Annotated in this window: 3 protein-coding genes and 1 pseudogene; 1 reads left to right on the forward strand and 3 read right to left on the reverse strand. The window is 72.0% G+C overall.

Features of this window, described 5'->3' with window-relative positions; all coding sequences use genetic code 11:
- The 3 genes and pseudogenes from QMK28_RS33605 to QMK28_RS33615 all read right to left on the reverse strand — a co-directional run.
- Positions 1 to 459: pseudogene (locus QMK28_RS33605) on the reverse strand (ATPase); the annotation flags it as partial.
- The gene (locus QMK28_RS33610) at positions 456 to 1133 is read right to left on the reverse strand and encodes a uracil-DNA glycosylase (RefSeq protein ID WP_326443482.1); all 678 of its coding nucleotides are present in this window, start codon (positions 1131 to 1133) and stop codon (positions 456 to 458) included. The gene QMK28_RS33610 and the pseudogene QMK28_RS33605, both read right to left, overlap by 4 nt.
- Positions 1134 to 1183: 50 nt before the next feature.
- Positions 1184 to 2269: a WD40/YVTN/BNR-like repeat-containing protein gene (locus QMK28_RS33615; protein ID WP_326443483.1), complete on the reverse strand. Its 1086-nt coding sequence runs from the start codon at positions 2267 to 2269 to the stop codon at positions 1184 to 1186.
- A 329-nt stretch (positions 2270 to 2598) separates the two neighbouring features.
- On the opposite strand from QMK28_RS33615, the gene QMK28_RS33620 reads away from it, so the two are divergent.
- Positions 2599 to 3696, forward strand: coding sequence for an NADH:flavin oxidoreductase/NADH oxidase (locus tag QMK28_RS33620; protein ID WP_326443484.1), 1098 nt, complete (start codon positions 2599 to 2601; stop codon positions 3694 to 3696).
- Positions 3697 to 3896: the final 200 nt, after the last annotated feature.

The following is a 3896-nucleotide window of genomic DNA, read 5'->3' on the forward strand; positions in this document are numbered from 1 at the left end:
CTGGGTGGAGCCGGAGCCGCGCAACTGCTCGGCCGCGCGGGCGATGGCGCCTTCCTCGTCGAGCGCGGCGGCCAGCACCGGAACGGCCAGCCGGGCGGCGAGCAGCATCCCGGTGATCCCGGCGGCCAGCGCGTCCGGCAGGCGTGCGCGCAGGTCGTCGCCGAGGGTGGCCATCCCGGCGGCGCCGACGCACGCGGCCGCCAGTCGCACCGACTGGGCGCCCGCACCGGCCTCGGAGAGCAGCTTCTCGGCGGCGGGGACGACCTGGTCGAGCATGGCCGCCGCGTCGATTCCCTTTGCACCTGTAATGACAGGAGTCGTGGACGACCAGCTGCCGACGGGCTCGCCGCCGCTCGCGCGGCCCAGCGCCACGCGCACCCCGGAGCCGCCGGAGTCGACTCCGAGCACCCAGGCGTCGCCGCCCGGGTGGGACTGCGAGGCCCGCGCGGGGAAGGTCACGGCAGTCGCCAGTCCACCGGTGGCGCGGACTGCCGCGCGAGCAGGTCGTTGACCCGGCTGAAGGGGCGGGAGCCGAAGAAGCCGCGGTCGGCGGACATGGGGGAGGGGTGCGAGGACTCGACGGCGGGATAGTCGCCGAGCAGCGGACGCAGATTGCGGGCGTCGCGGCCCCACAGCACCGACACCAGCGGCCGGTTCCGGGCCGCGAGCGCCCGGATGGCCTGCTCCGTGACCTCTTCCCAGCCCTTGCCGCGGTGCGCGGCGGGCTTGCGCGGGGCCGTCGTCAGCGCCTTGTTGAGCAACAGCACACCCTGCCGCGTCCACGGCGTCAGGTCGCCGTTGGACGGCGGCGACAGGCCCAGGTCGGAGCGCAGCTCCTGGAAGATGTTCAGCAGGCTGCCGGGCAGCGGTCTCACCTCCGGCGCGACCGAGAAACTCAGCCCCACCGCGTGGCCCGGGGTCGGGTAGGGGTCCTGGCCGACGATGAGCACCCGCACCTCATCGAAGGGCTGTTGGAAGGCGCGCAACACATGCGCCCCGGCCGGCAGGTACGTACGCCCTGCGGCGATCTCGGCGCGCAGGAAGTCACCCATGGCGGCGACCTGTCCGGCCACCGGCTCAAGTGCCTTGGCCCAGCCCGCTTCTACGATCTCGTTCAATGGTCGTGCTGACACGGTCGGTCACTCTACTCAGGATGCCGGGCGTCGGGGTAACCGGTGTGCGCTCAACCGACCACAGCCGCTCGTACGCAGAGCACATCGGGCAGGTGGGAGGCCAGCAGCCGCCAGCTGTCGCCGTCGTCGTCGCTCGCGTAGACCTCGCCGTTGCGATTGCCGAAGTACACCCCGGCCGGATCGTCGTCGTCGAGGCGGAGCGCGTCGCGCAGCACTGTGCCGTAGTGGTCGCCCTGCGGCAGTCCCGCGCCGAGCGCCTGCCAGTTCGCGCCGGCGTCCTCCGTCCGGTAGACCCGGCACCGCTTGCCCGCGGGCACCCGGTCGATGTCCGCGTTGATCGGGAAGACGTAGGCGACGTTCGCCCGACGGGGGTGGGCCGCGATGGAGAAGCCGAAGTCGGACGGCAGGCCCGCGCCGATGTCGGTCCAGTTCGCGCCCGCGTCATCGCTGCGGTAGACGCCCCAGTGGTTCTGCAGATAGAGCCGGTCCCGGTCCACCGGGTCCTGCGCGATCTTGTGCACGCACTGGCCGAACTCCGGATGCGGATCGGGCAGGAAGACCGCCTGCACCCCGCTGTTGGACGGCGCCCAGCTCGCTCCGCCGTCCAGCGAGCGGAACACCCCGGCCGTGGACACCGCGACGGTCACCACGTTCGCGTCCCCGGGGTCGGTGATCACCGTGTGGACCGCGAGGCCGCCGCCGCCCGGCACCCAGCTCTCCCGCGTCGGGTGATCCCACAGGGAGCGGACCAGTTCGAAGGTCTCGCCGCCGTCCTCGGACCGGAACAGCGCGCCCGGCTCGGTCCCCGCGTACACCACGTCGGGCGCCGCGGGCCCGGCCGGATGCAGCTGCCAGACCCGCTCCAGCGAGGTCCCGGTGTCCTTGGGGAACTTGACCGCCGGCTTCTTCGGCTCCTGCCAGGTCTCGCCCAGGTCGTCGGAGTGGAACACCGACGGGCCGAAGTGCGCGCTGTCCGCTCCGGCCAGCAGCCGCGGCACCGTACGCCTGGTGTCGATGGCGACCGAGTACACCGCCTCCGCGTTGAAGTGCGGGCCGCTGAGATCCCAATCCCCGCCGCGCCTTCGGCCGACGAACAGACCCTTGCGGGTACCGACCGCGAGTAGGACGTCAGACATGACCACGCACCTCCGGGACACCGTTGCCACCAGTACGGATCAGTCTGCACCCGACCGCTGACAACAGCTCCCGGAGTCGGAGTCCGCGCAGGTCGGCGGGTGTGTTCGTGCTGCCGCGGGCGGTCCGCGGCCTCGCCCGTCCGGGTGCCTGCCGGGTGCCGCTCGGTGCCGCCCGGCGAGCGGCACCCGGCAGCGCTCGCACCCCGGGGCGATAATCCGACTCTCGTCGTAGTACGTTAGGTGTCGTACTAAGCCCGGCCGGTACAGCCGACCCTGCTGATCCGGTCGATCCAGCCGGTCCCGTCGCACCAGGCGAAACGGAGTCCCACGTGAGTGCCCTGTTCGAGTCCTACACCCTACGGTCGCTGACCTTCCCCAACCGCGTCTGGATGGCGCCCATGTGCCAGTACAGCGCGGATATCGACGGGCTCGATGTGGGTGTGCCGAACGACTGGCACTTCGCCCACCTCGCGAGCCGCGCTGTCGGAGGCGCGGGGCTGATCCTGGTGGAGGCGACGGCCGTCTCTCCCGAAGGGCGCATCTCGCCTGGCGACCTGGGGCTGTGGAACGAGCGTCAGCGGGAGGCGTTCCTGCGCATCACCGCGTTCCTGGAGTCGCAGGGCACCGTGCCGGGCATCCAGCTGGGCCACGCCGGCCGGAAGGCGTCGACCGACCTGCCGTGGAACGGCGGCGGCCCGGTCGGCCCCGAGGCGAACGGCTGGACGCCCGTCGCCCCCTCCGCGCTGCCGTTCGCGGACGGGCATATCGCGCCGGACGAGCTGACCGTCGCCGATATCCGGCGCGTGGTCAGGGACTTCGCGGCCTCGGCCGAGCGCGCGCTCGCCGCGGGCTTCAAGGTCGTCGAAGTGCATGGCGCGCACGGATACCTCGTCAACGAATTCCTGTCCCCGCACAGCAATCGCCGCACCGACGAGTACGGCGGATCGTTCGAGAACCGCACCCGGTTCGCGCTGGAGGTCGTGGACGCCGTCCGCGGCGTCTGGCCGGAGGAACTGCCGGTGTTCTTCCGGATCTCCGCCACGGACTGGCTGACGGAGGACCCCGCCGACGACCGGGAGGGCTGGACCGCCGATGAAACGGTGCGGTTCGCGAAGGAACTGCTCGCTCACGGCGTGGACCTGATGGACGTCTCCACCGGCGGCAACGCGTCGCAGGCCGTCATCCCGGTGGGACCGGGCTATCAGGTCCCCTTCGCCGCCAGGGTGCGCGGCGAGACCGACATGGCGGTCGCCGCCGTCGGGCTGATCACCGATCCCGAGCAGGCCGCCGAGATCGTCGCCTCGGGGCAGGCGGACGCGGTGCTCCTCGGCCGGGAACTGCTCCGCAATCCTTACTGGCCGATCACGGCCGCCGCCGCGTTGGGGCTGGAGCCCCGCCGTCCCGATCAATACCACCGGGCCGGCTGACGGACGAGGAACGCGTACGGGAGTCCGACCGCCCCGAATCCGGCCGCGCGACGGCCCCGAATCCGGCCAGGAGCCGCCCGATTCGGGGCCGTTGGCCGCAGTCGAGTGGTCGGCCGAAGCGGAGACGGGATGAATTCGCCGGGTGCTGTGCCCAGCGACGCTGTACGCAGCGAACATGCGGGACTACATTGGGTGAAGAG

Origin of the sequence: Streptomyces sp. H27-D2 (assembly GCF_035828615.1) — a bacterium.
Taxonomy (GTDB): Bacteria; Actinomycetota; Actinomycetes; order Streptomycetales; family Streptomycetaceae; genus Streptomyces.